The sequence below is a fragment of the Chryseobacterium sp. JK1 genome, assembly GCF_050632815.1.
Lineage (GTDB): Bacteria > Bacteroidota > Bacteroidia > Flavobacteriales > Weeksellaceae > Chryseobacterium.
Genome location: NZ_JBODRU010000001.1, coordinates 1,084,539 through 1,105,594, shown reverse-complemented (window position 1 = coordinate 1,105,594; position 21,056 = coordinate 1,084,539). Strand labels below are relative to the sequence as shown.

Below are 21,056 nucleotides of genomic sequence, written 5' to 3'. Positions count from 1 at the left end.
TTTTTGAATGATCAGAAAGTAATAATAATGGAAGAATTTGAAGTCCCAGTAACATATAAAGGTAAAGAACTCGTTTTCAGTGCAAGGCTTGGTGCTTTTACTTATGGTTATAAGATTTATGTGGATGTAGACGGTACTGAAGTAGTTTTTGAACGGGATGATGAAGGTAATCTGCGAGTGCTTTTATCTGAAGCAGACTCAAACCCGCCTGTAGAAAAAGAACTTATTCAGAGTATTGTTGAGGTATTTAACAATCTATAGCTAGAGTTTTGATCATTTCAAAACCGGAAAATACGGGCGGATACAGTTTGTCTTTACCCTAGGGTTAATGATGACGTTTTCTAAATTGCCCAGGCGTAATTCCTCTGTATTTTTTAAAAAGTTTGGAAAGATGGCTTTCATCACTGAACTGGAGTTCATAAGCGATCTCACTCAGTCGAACACTGCTGTATTTTAAATAGGTCTCTACAAGTTTAAGCCTGTAATCCAACAGGTAATCCTGATAAGAAATCCCGGTTTGCTGCTTAAAATACTCTCCAAAATAGTTGGGAGAAATCCCAAAATGTTCTGCAATGACCTGAATACCGGTTTTCTCTCTGTCTTTTATATGTTGTTGAATATAAGCAACGATTTTCATAGTAGAAAAAGACTTTCTGTTGTCCTGAAGATCAGATGTTTCACTTAGAATAAGATTTCGGGCAATGAGGTTCAGGAGAATAGAGATACAGTTTCGAATAATAAGATAATCATCTGCTTTGTTTCTAAATTCCCTGGCAATCTGAAGAATAAGAGTCTCAGCAAAGTTTTCATCATTTTCATTCCGGAAAACACATCCGGCTTTAGCATGATAATTATTACTTATATATTGAAGTTTGTGGAGATTTTCACAACTTTCAATACGATCTGCTTCCAGACGGATTTTATCAATAAATTCTATGGGACATTGTATAGAAATCAAAAATGCATTTTCACTTGTAAACCTGTACAGTTCTTCCTTGGGAATTATCAACAGTTTTCCTTCTTTAAAATCAATACACCGTTCATCGTGGATAAGGCTTCCCCTTCCTTTTAGAATATATATAAATGACAGAAATGCATGAGTTTTAAAGGTAATTTCTTCTCCTTTTAACTGTATTTCTCTTACTTCAATCCCTTCGAGATGCATACCTTTCATGGCTTCAAACTTATTTTTCCTCCAAAAATACAATTTTAACAGAACATAAAGAGGTTAGCTTTGCATAAAAAAATTATGGAGATTTCCTCGAAAAGATGGCAGGCGCTCAATTTTCTCATAACGGGAGCTTTTCTTTCGCCGTTGGACTATTTTATTGTCAATATGGCGTTGCCTTCTATAAAAAATGCTTTTAAAACCAATGATCATCAGCTCCAGATGGTCGTGGCCATTTACGGACTTACCTATGCGGCACTTGTAGTCTGCGGAGGAAGATTGGGAGATATATATGGGAGAAAAAAGATCTTCACAATAGGATTATATATTTTTCTGTTATCGTCTCTTGCCTGTGCTTTTGCTCCTGAAATCAATTGGCTCATTATTGCCAGGCTTTTTCAGGGAATAGGAGCATCATTAATTGCGCCACAGGTACTGGCTTCTATTCGGGTTTTATTTACCACTGATGAACAGCCTAAAGCAGTAAGTCTTTTCAGTTCTGTATTTGGCTTGGCATCTGTAATCGGGCAGCTTCTCGGTGGTTTGTTGTTGAGTATACATTGGCTCAATTTCTCGTGGGAAATGGTATTTTTTGTGAATGTACCCATCACTGTTATTTGTATTTTGGGAATTCACTATACCATGGATTCTGATCGTGAAAAAGAAAAAAAAGGGATTGATTTCATGGGATCTTTATTATTAATTTCAGCTTTACTCTTATTGATATGTCCATTAATTTTCGGACGGAAATATGAATGGGCCTGGTGGATATTTGGAATGATGATCGCAGGTATTGTATTATTAATTGCTTTTTTAAAATATGAACTGTTTCTTTTACGAAATAACCGACCCATACTCATTGATCCTACCCTTTTACAGCATACCCCATTCACTCTGAGTCTTTTGATTATCTTCTTTTACAACTTCACAAGCGGATTATTTATCTGTTATCCTTATTACCTGCAACAGTTCCTTCATCAGAGCTCTATGCAGACAGGATTAGCGATAATTCCCTATGGAATCGCCTTTTTTATTGGTCCGTTGATTGTCTCAAAATTAAAACTACCCTCTTATAAAATCATGTATGGTGGCCTGGGTTTGCTCATGACAGGGTTTATTCTGACAGCACTGGTATTTTATTTTCAGCATACCCCTTCCCTTATAACCGGAGGTACTTTATTTCTTGCCGGATTAGGACATGGTACAATAATGCCTGTCATGATGCAAGCGGCTATTTCTCTGATCTCTAAGGATAAAGCAGGACAAGCTTCAGGCCTTATCAGTATCGGAATACAGATAGGCAGCGTAACGGGAGGAGCTGTTATTGGAACCATATTTTTCAATATGATCGAAAAACTTGGATTTCCTGGAGCTTTTGCCATTGCCATCACATTGATTGGAGGTTTTCAGATCATTGGCCTCGGAATTTCCACCCGATTAAAACCTTTTCTGAAATAATATTTTTTATACAACATCTATTATCGAATCATTAAAAATCATATAATAAAACCGTTTATAAGTCTTTTGTGACTTTTGTGGTTACATTGAAACAAACTTAATTTTAAACCTATGAACAACACCGAAAAAGTAAGAAAGGAGATCATCGATTTTCATCAGAACATTGAAAAATGGTTCAACGGGGCATCTGACAACCGGGAACATCTTTATAAAACACTGCTCTCAGGCTTTTCTCCTGAATTCAAGATGATTAACGGAAACGGAGATCTTGTCACTTTGGCGATGTTTTCAGAATGGCTTCCGACTGTATTCGGAAAATTCCCAGACCGTAAAATCCAGGTTGAAAACATAGAAGTAACTTACTCGGACCATCATGGACTAGCCACTTATACAGAAATACAGATGACAGGAACTGACACCAACAACAGGAAGTCATCCGCTGTTTTCCTCTTAAATAATGAAAAAGCATTGTGGCTTCATCTTATCGAAAACTGGATGTAATAAAAGAAAGTGACTCCTCTCATAAGAAGAGTCACTTTTATGTTTTTAGCCACAAACATCTTTTATCAATCTAAAAGACATTCATGACTAAAATAAGATTTCAAATTATCCCATCACCAAATAATGGAGAATGATCTTACTATTCCGACCAAGGAGAATGTAAAATACAGTCGCAGAAGTTTTTTCTTTGAAAATTCGGGATCATGAAGGCGCAGACATCGGCTTTTATGTTTCCAAAAGTGGTTTCCGTTTTATGTTCAAAACCACCGAAAAAAGTAGGAATTATTTTGTTCTTAAAATCATTTCTCGGAAAAGCGCTTATGATTTCCTCTCTGTGTTCTGTGCTCAGATGTTCGTATCCTTCACCCATAACGTCCAATCCTACACCGGAATACATCAATGCTACTTCGTTCTCCTTATGCTCGGCAATACCAATGGTGGTATGAAGGGCAATAGTGTCCCATACGAGCTGCAGTTTATCCTGAGCAATACCATGGCTCTTTAAAAAATCCCGGGCCGCATTAGCACCATCTACTTCAAACCTAAGATCCGGGCTGCTGTAATGGGAAACAAGCCCCAGATCATGAAATACGGACGATACATACAGCAACTCTGAATCGTGAGCCATATTTTTGCGTTTTGCATTGAGTGAGGAGAACAAGAATACCCGTAATGAGTGGTTGTAGATAAATTCGGTTCCGTGTTCTAATAAAAGTTCTGTTGCTTCGGTAGCAATTTTACTGTCCGGGATGATGATTCCCGCTACTTCTTTCATACGATTTACTGACATAGCTTAGAATTATTTTTCTTCAAAGGTATTCTGATTATATACCCTGGAGAATATCAATATCTACGGATGAAATGTCAAAATTTCGGTCAGACTTTGGTATGAATAGCAATAAATTGATTTCGATAGCTGGCAGGAGCTGTTTTGGTATTCTTTTTAAAAAAGTGACTGAACTGCTCCGAAGTACCAAAATTAAGCTGATAAGCGATCTCTTTTACAGAAAAAGAGCTGAACTGAAGCAATCTTTTGGCCTCTCCTATAATCTGGCCGTTAATAATTTCTTTTGCACTTTTATTACTGCAGCGCTTACACAATTCGCTGAGTCTTCTGGAAGTAATATTCAGCATTTCAGAATAGTCGTTTACTGCATGGAGAGTTTGAAATTGGTGACTCAGAAGTTCCAGAAACTTCCGGTAAATAAGATAATCCTGACTGTCGAATGTCTCTTCTTCTACGAGTTTGATATTCGCCAGTTTTATCATGATAATTTTCAGATAAGCAGCCAATACATCAATTTGGTTTGTATATTGATGCGTTTCATATTCTACAAGTAAAACTTTACATAAAGATAAAAACTCTTTTAATTCCAATCCAGTAGGTTTTAAAATCTGATTAGCTTCAGCATTATTAAAAAGAACCGCTTTACAATTACTGGCACTGGAAGGTACTTTTTCCCAGAAGCAATCTCCAAATGAAATCTGGTATCCCTTCATCTCAGATTGTTCATCAAAATGGTAAATCTGTCCTTTTGCCAGTAAGAAAATTTCATTGGCTTTTATTTCAAAAGATCTTCCGTCTACGGTTAACAATCCGGAACCTTTTTCTATAATAAGGATCTGATGATAATTTAATCTTACAAAACATCCGGTATAAGGAATCTCTCCTTCCCTATATTTAATCAGAAAAGATTGCTCAATTGAAGATTCATTTACGATTTTTGATGCAGATTTCATGGAAAAAATGTTTTACTAAAGATAAAGCTTTTCAACAGCAGTTGATTACTTTCTTCTCTATTTCACAGATTTAAACCTACAATATTACGTTTCTCTTTTTGCTTAGAAAATGTCAAAAAAGCAGAAATGAATGTCAAAATTTCCCTAAAAAAGAATTAGCTTTTACTTTTGAATATTTTCATCCGCCCGGAAATGATGGTCAAAAGGATTCCAAAGCAGGCAAACAGACCGTAAGAATATCTGAGATCAAAAGCTTCCGCAATATATCCAATGAGAGGAGGCCCCATTAAAAAACCTAAAAACGAAATACTGGACACAAATGATAAGGCGATACTAGGAGCAACGGTACTTACCTGTCCTACGGCACTGTAAACAGAAGGCACACTCAGAGAACCGCCAAGCCCGATGATCATAAAAGCAATAGTGCATATCCATAGCTCAGGGAAGAAAACACTTAGGAAAAGACCGCCACTCATCAGAATTCCACAAGTCTGCAATACCATGCGCTTTCCGTATTTTTCAATCACCCGGTTTCCTATAAACCTACCTAAAGTCATCATTAAGATAAAACTTGTATATCCCATTATAACAAGTTTTTCCGGAGCTTTCACTATCGTCTGAAAATAAACACCACTCCAATCAAACATTGCCCCTTCGATCGCCATACTCAAAAAACCTATGATCCCAAGCCCCACAAGCGTAGGGTTCACCGACTTGAAAATAGACTGTCTCTGTGGTTCAACTTTATGAATGATATTCGTCAAATGATTTCTACTGTACAGCCAAAGTCCTCCTACAAGAACAAAAGTGAATACAAAATGATAGAAAGTCCCTACATTCATGCTGATCATCAACATTCCAATAACCGCTCCGGACAATCCGGCAAAACACCACGCCCCATGATAAGATGACAGCAGCGTTTTTTTGGTTACAGATTCTATCTCAATAGCCTGTGTATTCATGGCGATATTGCATAAGTTTCCGGAAACTCCAAAGAAAAACAAGACACCTGCCAACACCCAATAAGATGGAGAAAGCCCTATCAGCAACAAGAAAACCGGGTAGATTAAAAAACAGTTTTGAATGATCTTGCTGCTTCCGTACTTGCTGATTAATTTTCCTGCGAGAACCATTGTAGAAAGCTGTCCTATGGGCATCAAAAGTAAAAGTGTCCCCAACTCGGCTTCATTAATCGAAAGTGCGTTTTTAATAACAGGTATACGGCTTGCCCAGGAAGAAAAAACCAGGCCATGGGCAAAAAAAAGTAAAAAACAGGCTGTAGGCATTTTCGCATTATATGATTCTCTATCTTGCATTTGAACAGTATTTAGATTTGAATTTTCCGGTTACGAAGTTAGGAACAGTCTTCGAATAAAATATATTCCATTTTTGATATTTTATATTCCATTTTAAACAACATAGGAAAAAAGAAAAATTAACTGCTTACATTTGACCACAGAAATTCGGAGCAAAAGGATTCGGATATTCGAAGAGCAACTCACTTATCATGATAGATATTAAACCAAAATTTGAAGGGTTATATATTGAAAAATATAAAGCACATGACATCGCCAGGTTTCTTAAAAGCGCCAATAAGCTTAACAAACTACTGCTTTGTTTTGTTTCGTACGGTGAACTGAATCTTCAGATTAATTCTTTTCCTTTTCAGATCAAAAGAAGTTCGGTGATGATGCTTTTACCTGATACAGATTTAGGAGAATGGTCCGGCAGTCATGATCTTGAAATGTCTGCTTTTTTTATCTCTCTGGATTTCATCAGTACCTATAGTTTTCTGACCGTTCTTCTGGCCAGCGAAGAGATCAAATTCAATCCTGTAATGCAGGTGGAAAATACCTCAGAAAGCCTGATCTGGTGTACCGTCAGACTCATAGAGGAACATCACCGCAAAACAAAAGAAGAAAGTACAGTAGAAGCTGTGCAGTATCTTATTTATGCTCTTCTTGAAGTAATTTCAAAGCTTTATCTGCCCGTTATTAAAAACAACAGCCTCTTGCAGACCAGAAGTCAGAATATTATTGAATATTTCTTTGAGTTACTGAATGCGCACGGACATCTTCAGAGAAGTGTACTGTTTTATGCAGATCAGCTTCATCTTTCACCCACATATTTAAGCAGCCTGATAAAAAAAGAAACTGGAAAACCCATTAAACAGTGGATCAGCTATAGGGTTATAAAACACGCTAAAGAACTTCTTAAGACAACCTCTTTGTCCATCAAAGAAATCAGTAATCAGCTGCAATTTGTAGATTCTTCTCTCTTTTGCAGATATTTCAGAAGATGTACCGGAATTACAGCCAATACTTACAGAGAAAACTATAAAATAAAAAAATAAAGAAGTTGTATAGAACAAATATTCTCCTGTATCCTTTTCTACACTACAAAAATACCCGGCACAAAGACCGGGTAGATTAACAAGACATGATATGTTAATTAAATGATTGTCTATAGCTCAAAGGAGTTTCGTCTGTCTTTTTCTTAAATAGTTTGTTGAACGACTGCGGATGTTCAAATCCCAGCGCGTATGCTACCTCCGATACTGAAAAGCTGGTCGTTGTAAGATATTCTTTAGCCTTTTCTATCAATTTTTCATGAATATGCTGCTGAGCGTTCTGCCCTGTCAGATTCCTAAGCATATCACTCAGATAATGTGGAGAAAGGTAAAGCTCAGAAGCAAGAAAATCTACAGTAGGTAGTCCTTTGTTTAACGTCTCCTGATTGTTGAAATAGTTCTCGAGGATCATATCCATCTTTGTCAGCAAATCGCTATTCACCGCTTTTCGGGTAATAAACTGTCTTTTATAAAAACGGTTACTGTAATTGAGTAACACTTCAATGTAAGACACAATAACATCCTGACTGACTTCATCAATGGCTGTATTCAGCTCATTGGTAATACTGTCCAGAAGCCCATTGATGGTATTTTTTTCCTGGTCAGACAAGTGGAGGGCTTCATTTGTATCGTAAGAAAAGAAACCAAAATTTTTAATGCTCTTTGCTAAAGGATAGCTTCTTATAAAATCCGGGTGAACCAATAAAGTATAGCCACAATATTCAGCATTCTCATCCGTGGAAAGAACCTGGCCTGGTGCTGTAAACATCATTCCGCCTTCATTAAAATCATAATAACCCTGCCCGTAACCCATTTTCCCAACTGTGGAATATTTATAGGAAATTTTATAAAAATTCAAAATAAAACTCCTTCTCAGCATATCCTTATTCACTGCCATTTTCGTATTATCCACAAGGCTTACCAAGGGATGAAGTGGCTTAGGAAGTTTCAGCATATCATGAAGTTCTGATATGGATGAAATTTTCAAAGGACTATTTTCTTTCTTTTCCATACTATAAATTTAAACTATTTTAACAGAAAAAGACAGCATAATTCTGCGATGTTTTACACTGCCTTTTATGATCGTATATAATCTGAGAGAAATGTGATTAGATGAATTGGTTTCCAAAGTTCTCTCTAAATGCTTCGTCTCCCAATTCAAGACGCTGTGCATATAAAGCCTTAGCATCTTCTCCTGCTACATATCTCAGCTTCTTTTTACCGTCAGTAGCAGCTTCATATACAACCTCAGCAATCTGCTCCGGAGAAGAAGCGGCTTCCATCATACCATCCATTTTTGAAAACAGAGATTCTGTCATTTCCGTATAGGCAGGACTCGTTGCCGAATCCAGTGAACGGCTTACAAAATCTGTCTTAATTCCGCCTGGAGAAACCGTTTTGATATCTACTCCAAACTTATTCAGTTCGAAAGCAAGACTTTCGCTCCATCCCTCCAATGCCCATTTTGTAGCATGGTATGTAGATCCTAAAGGAAATGCAATAAGACCGCCAATTGAAGTTGTTGAAATAAACATTCCTGCTTTTCTCTCTCTAAAATAAGGAATAAATGCCTGAGTAACCCGAATTACTCCCAATAGATTTGTATCCAGCTGTTTTACAATCTGCTCATCTGCAAGAGCTTCTAAAGGTCCTATAAGCCCATATCCTGCATTATTGTAAACCACATCTATATCACCCAGCTCTAGAGCCTGTTTTACGGTTGATTTGATCTGTTCTGGGTTCGTAACATCTAATGGAAGTACTGTTACATTCTCTAAAGTGGCCAGCTCAGCTGCTGCTTCAGGGTTTCTCATCGTAGCAATTACTTTCCATCCTTTGTTTTGGAATAACTGGGCAGTTGCTTTTCCTAATCCTGTAGAAGCACCTGTTATAAAAATTGTTTTCATTTTTTTCTTTGTTAAAAATTACATGACAAAGGTCTGTATTCGAAAAAAAGCCCACGTTGCCAAAACGGATTTTCCTGTAGCCAAAATGGATGGATCATCTTCAACGCATTCATTTGTTTTTTGTAAGTTTGTCTTCATCAATTTTTATGGCCGAATATATTCTTGAAAACATCAATATCAGTACACTTTCCGTATATGATCTCTTAAAGCATACTACTGAAAGTGCCTTTACCAGTATCAGAGATTTTCATGAAATAGATCCTGTACACCTTGAAAATAATACAGGAATATTCACTAAGAAACCTTCCCTTCAGGAGTTCCCTGTTGTCACTATAAGTAAGATTGGACTCTCACTGCTCTGCTCTTGTACCTGTAACAGCCCTGAAGGTCAACTTTGCGCACATCAGGCAGAAATTATCCATTCTATTCTGGAAGAAAAGAACTTTCTTGTCTTCTTTGATGATGATCTCCGCAGGAAAACCCTTATTCCGAAAGCCAAAACATATGGTCTGGAGCATGAATCTAATCTGGATTTGTATTTCCAGGTTAAATACATTGAAGGAAAAATTGAAATCATTCCCAAGATCAGGGAAATGCTTCCTATGGATGAGCAGATGTTTCAGAGAGATCTTCTACCCCAGCATCCCTCCAAACTGGAAGAACTTTCGTCACAGGAAACAGGCAAAAAACAGATCCTGGTGATGGGCAAGCACCGCTATTATAATCATCTTGTGTTCTCTCTGATGGAAGCGGAAACCACTCAAACCGGCAAGATTAAAAATCCGGTTACGCCAGTAGATGCCATGCAATTGATATGGAAAGCTGAAAAGCCTCAGGAAATAAAATTTTATACTGCAATTACGACCTTCCAAAATAACTATAACGAAGATTATAATCCTGCGGAACTTGAAGCTTTGAAACTTATTGTACTGAATCCTCTCGCACTGGAAGTGTACTATCATGACCGTGAAATTGCTGAAACAGTGTCTTCAAAGTCTCTTACTCCTACCCAACTTAATACTTTAGATGCAGATATACAACTATCTGTATTTAAGAAAGATCCTTTTTATGAAATAACAGGAGAATTGCAATTGAATGACGTTTCTGTCCCTTTCAAAAATATTGTTCTCAGAAATGAGTATTTTGTATATAATCAAAACATTTTCAGCTTTGTAGATCATCCTGATATGCTGAAAATCATCAGGTTTTTTAAAGCTAATAATGAGATTTTGCTTATTCATTCTTCAAAATACGAAGATTTCATGCATCATATCCTACATACGCTTGAAGAACGTATACACATCAATTACAACTACATACAACCCGCAACGAAAGCACAGCTTAAAGACAAAGATTATCAGGTAGAGAAAGTAGTTTATCTTCGTCAGCAGGAAAACTATATTGGAATTACTCCCGTAATGAAGTATGGAGATGTTGAAGTTCCGGTCTACTCAAAAAAGCAGATTTTTGATACAGATCAAAATGGAAACCCCTTCAGGATAGACAGGAATGATGCCGCAGAGGCCCGCTTTACATCGCTGATTATGCAACAGCACCCTGATTTTGAAGAACAGATGGATGGCTATCAGTATTTTTATCTTCACAGGGATAAGTTCCTGGATAACAACTGGTTTCTTGAAGCGTTTGATATCTGGCGAAGTGAAGGGGTTACGATTCTGGGCTTCAATGAATTAAAAAACAACAGACTTTCCCCACACCGGGCAAAAATTAACATACAGATTACCAGCGGACTGGATTGGTTCAACGCTCAGTTAAAGGTAGGTTTTGGACAAAAAGAGGCCACCTTAAAACAACTTCACAGGACTATTCGAAATAAAAGTAAATTCGTTCAACTGGATGATGGCAGCTTAGGAATTCTCCCGGAGGAATGGATGGAAAAAATAGCGGCTTATTTTCAGGCTGGAGAGATTGATGAGGAACTTTTAAAGATCCCAAAGATCAATTTCACAGAAATTTCTTCTCTTTTCGAAAAAGAAGTATTGAGTAAAGAAGTTCAAAATGAAATCAGCACGTATTCATCAAAATTTTCAAGGGTCAAAAAGATCCCTGTTGTCTCTGTTCCGGCTGGTTTGAATGCAGAATTAAGAGATTATCAACATGAGGGACTCAACTGGCTGAGCTTCCTTGATGAATTCAATTTCGGAGGTTGCCTGGCCGATGATATGGGGTTGGGAAAAACAATTCAAATCATTGCCTTTATTTTGTCTCAGAAGGAAAAACGGGGGCATTCTACTCATCTTGTGGTAGTTCCTACTTCCCTTCTTTTCAATTGGCAGGAAGAAATCAGCAGGTTTGCACCTTCTATCAAAGTTGTACTGCATTATGGAGCAGACAGACCAAAAGCCACCGCTCATATGTCTGATTATGACGTAGTTTTAACAACGTATGGAATGTTACTTTCCGACATTCGCTTTCTGAAAACCTTTACTTTCAGCTATATTTTCCTGGACGAATCCCAGACGATCAAGAATCCAAATTCGGAACGGTATAAAGCAGCCCGCCTTCTTCAGTCCAGAAACAAGGTTGTTCTGACAGGAACACCTGTAGAAAACAGTACTTTTGATCTCTACAGCCAGCTTTCTTTTGCCTGCCCTGGATTGTTGGGGAGTAAGCAGTATTTTAAAGATATTTACGCGATTCCGATTGATAAGTTTGAATACAGCAAACGTGCTTTGGAGCTTCAACAAAAAATAAAGCCTTTCATTCTCCGCAGAACCAAGAAACAAGTTGCAAAGGAACTTCCTGAGAAAACAGAGACCGTAATTTACTGTGAAATGAACGCTGAACAGCGCCGGATCTATGATGCTTATGAAAAAGAGCTTCGTGAGTATATCGCAACCAATGACGATGATGAATTGAATAAAAACAGTATTCATGTTCTTACAGGGCTTACAAGGCTTCGTCAGATCTGTAATTCTCCTGTTCTCATTAAAGAAGGATATTCCGGAGAACATTCTGTGAAAATAGAGATCTTAACAGAGCAGATCCTTGGAAAATCTAAAGATCACAAAATCCTGATATTCTCTCAGTTTGTCGGAATGCTGGATCTGATTAAAGCCGAATTGGAAAAACATAATATCGCTTTTGAATATCTGACAGGGCAAACCAAAGACCGCGGTGAAAAGGTGGCTAATTTTCAGAATAATAAAGATATAAGGGTATTTCTGATCAGTTTAAAAGCTGGAGGTGTAGGGCTTAATCTTACCCAGGCTGATTATATCTATCTCGTAGATCCATGGTGGAATCCTGCGATTGAAAATCAAGCTATAGATCGCAGTTATCGTATAGGGCAAACCAAAAATGTAATTGCTGTCCGCATGATATGTTCCAATACGGTAGAAGAAAAAATCCTTACACTACAAAAGAAAAAGAAACAACTGGCTCAGAATCTTCTTAAAAGTGACGGAGCTAAGTTTCAGGGATTGTCAAAACAGGATCTGATGGACTTGCTGGAGTCTGGTTCATAAGAAGTATTCCTAAAAAACAATTACCACGAATGTCTAAGAGATATTCGTGGCAGTTGTTTATGTTACTGGTAATTAATCTTCCTGTCCAGATCAATAGGATTGTTATTTTTTTTGATATTTTCTCTCAGTCTTTCATTGATTTCACGTCTGTTGGTTGGGTTTACTTTAGTGCCGTCATTAAGAAAGAACTGATCTGACTGGTTTCCATTTCTTATAAAATTGATTGGAGAATCGTAATAGGCCAGTTTTGTAGTTTTATATTTATCCCAAGTGGTAGAAACTCCGTTTTGTTTGGCCATATCAATAAACATATTTTTTACAGGTTTATCGAGTTTGGTGGATTTTACGAGTTCAAATTTATAATTGTTCTTATCATCATACAGTTCCACTATCAGCCCTGGAAGCCCATGAAACTTATACGGTCCTTCCTGAAAAGGAATTTCTTTGGCAAACCAGGCCGTCCATTCTCTTCCCCCATAATGGGTGGTTGCTTTTTGTAAGACAAGATCTTTAACTTTCTTGTTTTCGTTTGCCAGTTTCCAGTTTTGAGAATCTTTGGTCTGAAGCTTTAAAATGGTATTTTCCAGCAGATCATATTCATCATAAAGTTCATCACCTGCTTTATGTGAAACAATGGAAGAAGTATTGAGTTTAGCATCTTTTGGAAACTGAATATTCCCGGAAATCAAAGAATCCGCAATAAAGAAATCTCTTTGATAATAATCTGTTTTATCAGGATGAATGTCCAGATGGAAGTTTTCTTTTGTTAAAAATTCTGACGCCTCATCTTTTTTATATACAACATCGTAAATAAACCGGTGAGTTTGAGCTTTTGCCCAAAGTCCTGCAATCAAAGCTGCAAGAAAAATCGTTTTTTTCATGGTATTAGGTTTATCATCGTTATAGTGAAAATTCTTTCAATTATTACTCTGCGTTTATGTATCCATTTAAAAAGCAGTCTATAATTAAAAAAATCATTCACTACATACGATCATCATTAAAAGTTTGCTGTAAAAGTAATCGCAATTTTTCAACCTCTCACCACCGCAACATGATAAAGTTTTACTAATTTTTAGCACTAAATGTTAAGACTCATTTTTAAAATTTAACAATTAAGTGTTTTCCATTTATTTTAGTTAAAATCCTCTTAAATAAGGATTTTCCGAGAACATATAAAAAAACAAAACCGGCAGGATAGAACCTGCCGATAAAAACAAAAATTGATATGGATATGATTAGATATGTGTTTTACTTTTTGATCACCTTTTCAGTGATTACTTTTTTATCTTTCGTTACAATTTTGATCATATAAGTTCCCGGAACCAGTTTTTCCATATTAACGGTTACGGAATTTCCTTCCAAAACTCTTTGTCCTGACACTGCGTACACTTCATACTTCTCTACTCCCTCTTTTACGCTGATCGTTGCAGAACCCGAAACAGGGTTAGGATAAATTTGTGCTTTGGTTGACGAATCTTTAGAAACTTCAAGTGTAGAAAGGCTTTCCAATTGTACATTGATCGTATAATCTTCTACCTGTCCTATAAACCAGTCTTTAGGGCACGCAAGGTTTTGCAGAACACCCATCCACGAATTCGATTCGTATGCTTTTACCAGTCTGAAACGTGTTTCTCCAAGCAAGGCATTCATAGGAATAGTGATATTGCCCAAAACCGCCCCAGATTGATGGCCTGCCACCGGATTGGAGTTATCAAGGTATCCTAAGTTGAATATTTCATCACTATCAAACACGTTGTTATGATTAAAATCGATATAAGCATATGCTGATACAGTAGCTTGCCCATGAGTTCCTCCAACTACTTTAATAGGATAATCATTTCCTCGGTTGACATTGAAGACAACGCTTGTAAAGTTTTCAAGAACGTCTGAATTTCCATCAATCACACTGTTATTAACAATTCCGGCAAATTCTACTTCACCAATCTCACTTACGGTAAGACTCGTTATATCCTGAGTACCGCAATAAGGAGCTGGAAAATTGATCGTATTTCCTACAATATTAACGGTGTATTCTTCAGTTTGTCCTGCTCTTAAGCTTGAATCACAGGCTGAATTGATAGAATTGGGTGCATTGGGATTTGAATAGGCCGCAACATTCGTGTTTTTAAGGATTCTCATTCTTGTGCTTCCGTTTACAGCATTCCCCGGAACTACAATGGAACTGCTGACAGACTGTGCATTGGCAGGATTGGCTGCTCCTATTCGTCCTAAATAGAAACTTTCTCCCGCATCATCAAAGTTTCCATTCTGATTGAAGTCAATAAAAACCACTACATCACTTGGAAAGGTACTGGACGGACCTTTTACCGATATTGGATACGTATTTCCAGGCTGCAGGTCTGTAGAAATTGTCGTAAAGTTTTCGTAGATCTGTGCGTTCCCGGAATTAGTTGATGATGAATTATTAATGCTCCCAAAGGTTACATTACTAATCATGTTGCTGTCGGCCCCGTACTGGAATGCAGGCATACAGTACTGTATCTGGGCATTCATCAGTGAGCAGAGCACTACAGCAGAAAAGGTAGTTAGTTTCTTCATTTATATTCAAATTTCTTGAGACAAATTTATATTTATTTAGAATCAATAAAAATAAGAATGCAATGATATTTATCAGTTTAATGATATTTTCAGAAAACAACTATAAAATAAATAATAAAATATGGATTAATTACATAATAACCAATACGTTAAAATCATTAATACATTGAGATGATATCTTGAGCGCTTTGTTTATATTCTTTATATTTTTTGAGATAAGCCTGTAATTGAGTGTTGGCATCGGGATGATTTACCTTTATTCTGCCCTCTCCTTTCCCCAATAAACTTAAGTATCCTTGGTCTGTATAGTCTGTATTAATATACAAAGGCCAGGAGGTTTCATCCCCGAATCCTTTAATGGCTTCGGGTTTGGCAACCTCTAAAAAAGCATATTCCGCAGTATCCAGCATTCCTATTGGTATTCTTATTTCAAGAAGCTTTTTTAGCTTTAAAACAGATATAAAAGCAGGAAATGAAGCTTTAAGAGCAAAAATCCATAGGCTGAAGACCTCAAGTTCGTGAAGGTCTTCTAAAAAAGAAAGATTTTCAATGGGTTGTTTCCAGTCTAATGTTCCGCTGATATGAAGATACTTCAGACTTTCAATTCCCTGTAATCCATTAAAATCTGAGACCTTACGAAGGTTTTCAAGATGTAATGATTTTAGTTTTGAAAGACTTTGTAATGGAGAAAGATCTGAAAATCCTGACCCATATTCCAATGACAGTTCTTCTAAGTGTTCCAGAGATCTGATAAATTCAACATCTTTAGCACGGAAAGACTTTATTCTCAATCTCTTAAGACCAATCAACTTGTCAAGTGCCTTAATTTGATCCAGACTGGGCTGAACCAGATTGAGTTCTTCAAGATGTGGACATTCAAAGATCATTTTCCAGTTCTTATCATTCTTACTTAATGTTAAAATTTGAATGGAACTGATATCACCAACTGTATTTTCTACAGAATAAGAAGGTGTATGGTGAGTGGGAATCATTTTCCAATAATGATCTAATTTCCCTAATAAATCGTTATTGTCTTCTTTCATATTTGATATATTGCATTGGAATGAAATAACGTTCAATACATCTTAACCGTCTTTTCTCTGTATAAATTTATGGATTTAATTTAAATTTTCAATAAGGATTGCTGAAGCGCCGCCCCCACCATTACAAATTGCGGCGATACCATATCTGCCTCCTTCCTGTCTCAAAACATTTACCAATGTTGCTATTATTCTGGCTCCCGAGGCTCCAATAGGATGTCCCAATGCTACTGCACCTCCGTATACATTTACTTTGTCCAAATGATATCCCAGAATCTGCTGATTGGATAAAATGACGGAAGAGTATGCTTCATTGATCTCAAAATAATCAATATCTGAAATGCTTAAACCTGTTTTTTTCAAAATTTTATTAATGGCTACAGAAGGTGAAGTGGTAAACCATTCCGGAGACTGTGCTGCGTCTGCGTAGGCAACAATTCTGGCAAGCGGGCTCAGATTATACTGCTGAACAGCTTCTGAAGAACCAAGAAGAATGGCCGCAGCTCCATCGTTCAGGTTGCTTGAATTAGCAGCAGTTAAAAATCCGTCATTCTCAAAAGCGGGTTTTAAAAGGGAGATTTTTTCGGGGATCAGTTTATCTATATCCTCATCTTTATCTACAATGATTGTACTTTTCTTACCTTCAACGGATATATTTACAAGTTCGTTATGAAATTTATTGTTGGCAGTCGCTTCCTGAGCTCTCTGATAAGAAAGTAAAGCATATTCATCAAGCTGCTGTCTTGTAAGTCTATACTTTTTTACTCCCAACTCTGCGGCACTTCCCATGTGGAAATTATTATAAACATCCCATAAGCCATCTTTAATCAATCCGTCTGTGAGGCTCATATCTCCCAATTTCTTTCCCTGCCTCAGGTAAGTGTAATGAGGAACATTACTCATGCTTTCCATACCTCCGGTCATGACGATATTCTCTAGCCCCAGCTGAATTTGCTGAGCACCTATCATGGAAGCTTTCATTCCGGAAGCACATACTTTATTAATAGTCGTAGCATCTTTTTCTACTGGAATATTAGAAAAAATAGCAGCTTGTCTTGCGGGTGACTGCCCTACTCCTGCGCTTAATACATTTCCCATATAAACGCTGTCTATATTTTCCGGGGCAAGTTGAACACTTTCATATGCATTCTGTATAGCAATAGCTCCTAACTGAGGTGCTGTAAAACCGAATAGACTTCCCATAAATCCTCCAACAGGAGTACGTTTAGCGGCAATTATAAATACATCTTTCATAGTTTCATTGAATTTTTATTATATCGGAATATTTTTGATTAAACTGTTTTTAATTATGATCTTAACAAATATAAACAAAATATACCGATTGGTATTATTTATAATAAAAAAAAGTCTTACCCTTTACTGTAAGACCTTTTATGGTTATTCTCTGCTTAGCTGATCGAGCCTTTTCAGTAAAGTCGGTATCCTGAAAGCACCATGCATCTGTTCAATTTTCGATTGTATTTTGTCTACATCTGCCCCTTTTGCCGTCAAAAAAAGAGGGGTTTTGCTCTCTCCCCGAAACACACTTCTTCTTTGGGAATCCGGAGAGTTGAAACCATTCTTTGCAATTCCGACAACAGCGTATTGTCCTTTCAAAGCTTCGTAAAGATGTCCTCCAAGGCCAATTTTCCCTTCATTATCAAGGGTTACGTAACCGTCAACGAGAATAATATCACCTGGTTTTAAGGTTATTTTGCTCAAAAGGCTCAAAATACATGGCAATTCTCTTTTGTAGAACGCTCCGCTTTCGTATTCAGAATTGATATCGGTTTCTTCTACAAAAACTTCGGTTTCTTTCTCAGATGTCCAATTTTCAAATGCCAGACATACTGTATTGGCATACTCTTCATAATAATAGGTATCAAACGCGTAAATCATACTTCTTTTCTAAAAAAATTCTCCAAAATGCCACAAAATTCCTGACGGATCGTGTACAAAACATTCTTTTCCCCAATCCAGTGTTCTTACAGGAGTCAGCTTTACATTTTCGTATTTCCCGATAAGATCTAAAGTCAGAAGGTGTTGCCAAAATTGATCTGTATTCGCTACTTCAATAAAAATCATGCTATTATCAACCCATTCTTTGGCATAATAATCCTGAAGATAAAAAGCAATATCCTGTTTTTTAAACATTGAAAGTTTCGCTTCTAAAGGAACTTCTTCGAAACCAAGATCTTTATAAAAGTTTCGGCTTATGTCAAAATTCTTTGCCCCAATAAAAGGACGGATGGATTTTAGCTGTTGTTTCATTCTTTGATAATGAAGATGGAGTTGTTTATATTTTGCTACATGATTTCTACAGATTCTTCCGATAAATGGCTAAACCCGAATAATCTATGGGAAGCGATAATGTCTATTTTATTTTTTATCCACCACAATTCTTTCTGCTCTGTTCGCAATGTCCCAGGCTGTTGTGAAAATTAACTGAGTTCTCTTTTCTAATAAATTATAGTCTATCTTATCAGGATCATCGGTGGGTTTGTGATAGTCTTCGTGAATTCCGTCAAAGAAAAATGCAACGGGAATATTATGTTTCGCAAAATTGTAATGATCTGAACGATAATACAATTGTTCAGGATCATTCAGATCGTCATATTTATAATTCAGTTCCAGATTATTGGTTCTTTTGTTAGCCGCTTCGTTGATGACTTTCAGCTCAGAGCTCAACATTTCAGATCCAATTACATATACATATTGTTTTCCTCTGTTCTCAGGATCATCACGTCCTATCATATCAATATTAAGGTCAACCACTGTATTAGCTAATGGAAAAACTGGGTTTTGAGAATAATATTCTGAACCAAAAAGGCCATGTTCTTCTCCTGTCACATGTAAAAACAGCACAGATCTTTTGGGACCTTTACCTGCTTTTTTAGCTTCCTGAAAAGCTTTAGCAATTTCCATTACGGCTACTGTTCCACTTCCGTCATCATCAGCACCATTATATACGACTCCATTTTTCACCCCAACATGGTCATAGTGGGCAGAAACCACAACGATCTCTTCCGGTTTTTCACTTCCTTCAATGAAAGCAAGAATATTTTCAGAATCTGGAAGGTTACCTCCACCTCTTTTCTTCATGAAATCTGCGGGAACTTTCTGATAGTAAGACCCTAATACTTTAGGCGCAGCAATTCCCAAGTTTTTATAATAGTTAATGATATACTCTCCCGCTTTCTTCTGCCCTTTACTTCCTGTATCTCTTCCTTCCATATCATCAGCAGCAATCACATACAGATTCTTTTTTAAGTCTTCTGCTTTAATCATTTTATAAGCGTTAGAAAAAGCCTTATCATGCTTTGTGGAAATAGGATGCGATGATGCACCATCCGGCATTTTGGCCGTTCCACAGCTTATAAGAACAGCTATAGAAAATAGGGGAATAAGTAGTTTTCTCATAAAGAATAAATTTCTTAAAAGTAACAATTTTTATTGAATCTAAGCAATAGCACATTAAGATCTTCTATTTTTTCAAAAAAGCAATAACCACATTACAACATTGGAAAAAATAAAAGAAATGTGATGTCAATTTTTTATTACATTTGAAAAAATTACAAAATAGATGAAAGATATTCAAGGATTTACTCATTATTCCTTTTTTACCGAAATGTCTGAGCTGGCTGTAAAAAACAACAGCTTTGATCTCTCGCTGGGACTGCCCGATTTTGATATTGATGAAAGACTGAAATCTTTTTTAAAAGAATCTGCAGAACTTTCCACTCACAATTATGAGCCCCTCTCCGGAAACCCTCTGCTGATTGAAAACATTGTCGCTTTCAATGCTAAAAGAAAAAATAATATCGCCGTTAAAACCCATGAAGTGACGGTTGTTCCATGTGCAACTTTTGCTTTATATACAGCCTTGAAATCTATTCTAAACCAAGGTGATGAAGTGATTATTATTCAACCTTCCTATTATACTTATGGGCCTTCTGTGGTGATGAACGGCGGTGTTCCCGTTTATTATGACCTTAATCCTAATTTCAGCATAGATTGGGACGTATTTAAGAATTGTATTTCAGAAAAAACAAAAGCTGTGATTGTCAATTCCCCGCAAAACCCAACGGGTAAAATGTGGAAAAAGGAAGACTGGATCCAATTGTATGAGTTGATAAAAAACAGGGAGATTTATCTGATTTCAGAGGAAATCTATGACACGTACTGTTATGATGGCGCTGAGCATTACAGCTCATTTATTCATCCTGAGCTCAAAAACCGCACGTTTTGTATTTTCTCTTTTGGGAAAATGTTTCATACTTCCGGATGGAAAGTGAGCTATCTGCTGGCTTCTGAAGAACTAACAGCTCTGTTCCAATGCCATCAACAGTATATTTCCTACAGTGCAAATGCTCCTGCGCAATATGCCCTGGCAAAGTATCTTGAGATATTTGATCCTACTACCAATAAAGTAATAATGCAGAATAAAAGGGATATTTTCAACGAGCTTATCAGGGAAACCCCTTTATCAGTTGAACAACAGGCGGAAGGAAGTGTTTTTCAGATCGTTAATTTCAGGAATATTTCCAGGACGATGATAGATGTTGAGTTTTCGAAATGGCTGACTGTAGAGAAAAAGGTTTCCTGCCTTCCTCTTTCAGCATTTTATCATTCAAGGAAGAATTCGGATTATATAAGATTTAGCTTTGCTAAAAAGGATGAAGTGATTGTACAGGCTTTGGAGCATTTGATAAGGAACCTTTGATACTTGGAGTTTTTACCACAGATTACGCAGATTTTCACAGATGATTGGGGAGATTTTATGTTGGTTAGTATGTTTCTAATGGTTATAGATAATGTTATGATAATCCCTCTGTTTAATATTAT

General features: G+C 36.8%; 19 protein-coding genes. 6 read left to right on the top strand and 13 right to left on the bottom strand.

Annotated elements, in window-relative coordinates:
* Positions 1-27 precede the first annotated feature (27 nt).
* Complete coding sequence (locus ACQ76T_RS04855) at positions 28-261, top strand: hypothetical protein (protein WP_431342208.1); 234 nt, start codon at positions 28-30, stop codon at positions 259-261.
* Between the two features lie 64 nt (positions 262-325).
* Here ACQ76T_RS04855 and ACQ76T_RS04850 read toward each other — a convergent pair whose 3' ends face one another.
* Positions 326-1,174: a helix-turn-helix domain-containing protein gene (locus tag ACQ76T_RS04850; RefSeq protein WP_431342207.1), complete on the bottom strand. Its 849-nt coding sequence runs from the start codon at positions 1,172-1,174 to the stop codon at positions 326-328.
* Between the two features lie 75 nt (positions 1,175-1,249).
* Between ACQ76T_RS04850 and ACQ76T_RS04845 the strand changes: the two genes are divergently transcribed.
* Together ACQ76T_RS04845 and ACQ76T_RS04840 are read left to right on the top strand one after the other, a co-directional pair.
* Positions 1,250-2,626 carry an MFS transporter gene (locus ACQ76T_RS04845; protein WP_431342206.1) on the top strand — a complete coding sequence of 459 codons (1,377 nt, stop codon included), beginning with the start codon at positions 1,250-1,252 and terminating at the stop codon, positions 2,624-2,626.
* A 111-nt stretch (positions 2,627-2,737) separates the two neighbouring features.
* The gene (locus tag ACQ76T_RS04840; protein WP_431342205.1) at positions 2,738-3,127 is read left to right on the top strand and encodes a hypothetical protein; all 390 of its coding nucleotides are present in this window, start codon (positions 2,738-2,740) and stop codon (positions 3,125-3,127) included.
* A gap of 139 nt (positions 3,128-3,266) precedes the next feature.
* Here ACQ76T_RS04840 and ACQ76T_RS04835 read toward each other — a convergent pair whose 3' ends face one another.
* The 3 genes from ACQ76T_RS04835 to ACQ76T_RS04825 all read right to left on the bottom strand — a co-directional run bounded on the left by ACQ76T_RS04835 (position 3,267) and on the right by ACQ76T_RS04825 (position 6,183).
* Positions 3,267-3,917, bottom strand: coding sequence for an HD domain-containing protein (locus ACQ76T_RS04835; protein ID WP_431342204.1), 651 nt, complete (start codon positions 3,915-3,917; stop codon positions 3,267-3,269).
* Between the two features lie 86 nt (positions 3,918-4,003).
* The gene (locus ACQ76T_RS04830; RefSeq protein ID WP_431342203.1) at positions 4,004-4,867 is read right to left on the bottom strand and encodes an AraC family transcriptional regulator; all 864 of its coding nucleotides are present in this window, start codon (positions 4,865-4,867) and stop codon (positions 4,004-4,006) included.
* A 155-nt stretch (positions 4,868-5,022) separates the two neighbouring features.
* Complete coding sequence (locus ACQ76T_RS04825) at positions 5,023-6,183, bottom strand: MFS transporter (RefSeq protein WP_431342202.1); 1,161 nt, start codon at positions 6,181-6,183, stop codon at positions 5,023-5,025.
* A gap of 191 nt (positions 6,184-6,374) precedes the next feature.
* Here ACQ76T_RS04825 and ACQ76T_RS04820 point away from each other — a divergent pair, with 191 nt between their 5' ends.
* Positions 6,375-7,220: a helix-turn-helix domain-containing protein gene (locus tag ACQ76T_RS04820; protein WP_431342201.1), complete on the top strand. Its 846-nt coding sequence runs from the start codon at positions 6,375-6,377 to the stop codon at positions 7,218-7,220.
* 94 nt (positions 7,221-7,314) lie between these two features.
* Here the strand turns inward: ACQ76T_RS04820 and ACQ76T_RS04815 are convergent, their stop codons facing one another.
* Positions 7,315-8,229 (bottom strand): helix-turn-helix domain-containing protein, encoded by a 915-nt coding sequence (locus ACQ76T_RS04815; RefSeq protein WP_431342200.1) that lies wholly within the window; start codon positions 8,227-8,229, stop codon positions 7,315-7,317.
* Positions 8,230-8,326: 97 nt separating this feature from the next.
* The gene (locus tag ACQ76T_RS04810; RefSeq protein ID WP_431342199.1) at positions 8,327-9,124 is read right to left on the bottom strand and encodes an SDR family oxidoreductase; all 798 of its coding nucleotides are present in this window, start codon (positions 9,122-9,124) and stop codon (positions 8,327-8,329) included.
* Positions 9,125-9,270: 146 nt separating this feature from the next.
* Between ACQ76T_RS04810 and ACQ76T_RS04805 the strand changes: the two genes are divergently transcribed.
* A complete protein-coding gene (locus ACQ76T_RS04805; protein WP_431342198.1) occupies positions 9,271-12,612 on the top strand; it encodes a DEAD/DEAH box helicase in 3,342 nt (1,113 codons plus the stop codon).
* Between the two features lie 62 nt (positions 12,613-12,674).
* Here ACQ76T_RS04805 and ACQ76T_RS04800 read toward each other — a convergent pair whose 3' ends face one another.
* From ACQ76T_RS04800 to ACQ76T_RS04770, 7 genes are all read right to left on the bottom strand, one after another.
* Complete coding sequence (locus tag ACQ76T_RS04800; RefSeq protein ID WP_431342197.1) at positions 12,675-13,493, bottom strand: GLPGLI family protein; 819 nt, start codon at positions 13,491-13,493, stop codon at positions 12,675-12,677.
* Positions 13,494-13,860: 367 nt separating this feature from the next.
* Entirely contained in the window at positions 13,861-15,171 is a 1,311-nt protein-coding gene (locus tag ACQ76T_RS04795) for a GEVED domain-containing protein (protein WP_431342196.1), read from the bottom strand.
* Between the two features lie 158 nt (positions 15,172-15,329).
* Positions 15,330-16,214, bottom strand: coding sequence for a leucine-rich repeat domain-containing protein (locus ACQ76T_RS04790; RefSeq protein ID WP_431342195.1), 885 nt, complete (start codon positions 16,212-16,214; stop codon positions 15,330-15,332).
* A gap of 75 nt (positions 16,215-16,289) precedes the next feature.
* Positions 16,290-17,465 carry an acetyl-CoA C-acyltransferase gene (locus tag ACQ76T_RS04785; RefSeq protein WP_431342194.1) on the bottom strand — a complete coding sequence of 392 codons (1,176 nt, stop codon included), beginning with the start codon at positions 17,463-17,465 and terminating at the stop codon, positions 16,290-16,292.
* A gap of 144 nt (positions 17,466-17,609) precedes the next feature.
* Entirely contained in the window at positions 17,610-18,110 is a 501-nt protein-coding gene (locus ACQ76T_RS04780) for an endonuclease V (protein ID WP_431342193.1), read from the bottom strand.
* A 9-nt stretch (positions 18,111-18,119) separates the two neighbouring features.
* On the bottom strand, positions 18,120-18,482 hold the full coding sequence (locus ACQ76T_RS04775; RefSeq protein WP_431342192.1) for a glyoxalase: 363 nt from the start codon (positions 18,480-18,482) through the stop codon (positions 18,120-18,122).
* Between the two features lie 108 nt (positions 18,483-18,590).
* The gene (locus ACQ76T_RS04770; protein WP_431342191.1) at positions 18,591-19,631 is read right to left on the bottom strand and encodes a M28 family metallopeptidase; all 1,041 of its coding nucleotides are present in this window, start codon (positions 19,629-19,631) and stop codon (positions 18,591-18,593) included.
* A 163-nt stretch (positions 19,632-19,794) separates the two neighbouring features.
* On the opposite strand from ACQ76T_RS04770, the gene ACQ76T_RS04765 reads away from it, so the two are divergent.
* Positions 19,795-20,934 (top strand): aminotransferase class I/II-fold pyridoxal phosphate-dependent enzyme, encoded by a 1,140-nt coding sequence (locus tag ACQ76T_RS04765; protein WP_431342190.1) that lies wholly within the window; start codon positions 19,795-19,797, stop codon positions 20,932-20,934.
* The last annotated feature ends 122 nt before the right edge of the window (positions 20,935-21,056 follow it).